Annotated in this window: 1 pseudogene; it reads right to left on the bottom strand. The window is 61.5% G+C overall.

What is annotated here, in order from left to right:
- Window positions 1-244, bottom strand: a pseudogene (locus tag AB4Y44_RS42825) (hypothetical protein); the annotation flags it as partial.

Below are 244 nucleotides of genomic sequence, written 5' to 3'. Positions count from 1 at the left end.
GCTGCGACTCCGGGAAGAAGTCGACAACGCTGTATAGATCGGCCTGTGGAAAGAGCTGAAGAATCTGCTCCACGACCTTCTCCGACCCAGCGTAAGTGACCAGCCACTCATGCACGAGCGCAACGCGACGTGCCGGAACGGATTTGGCATGGCCGCCAGCGCTTCGGGAACGATGATCTCGGTGCGCAATCCAGCGACGCGCGGATCGCGCAGCTCGATCAACTGGTCGAGCGCCCGGATTGTC

Source organism: Paraburkholderia sp. BR10937 (assembly GCF_040965695.1).
In the GTDB taxonomy this organism is placed as follows: Bacteria; Pseudomonadota; Gammaproteobacteria; order Burkholderiales; family Burkholderiaceae; genus Paraburkholderia.
Note: the sequence above shows the minus strand (reverse complement) of the source record. Positions and strands in the feature narration are given on the sequence as shown.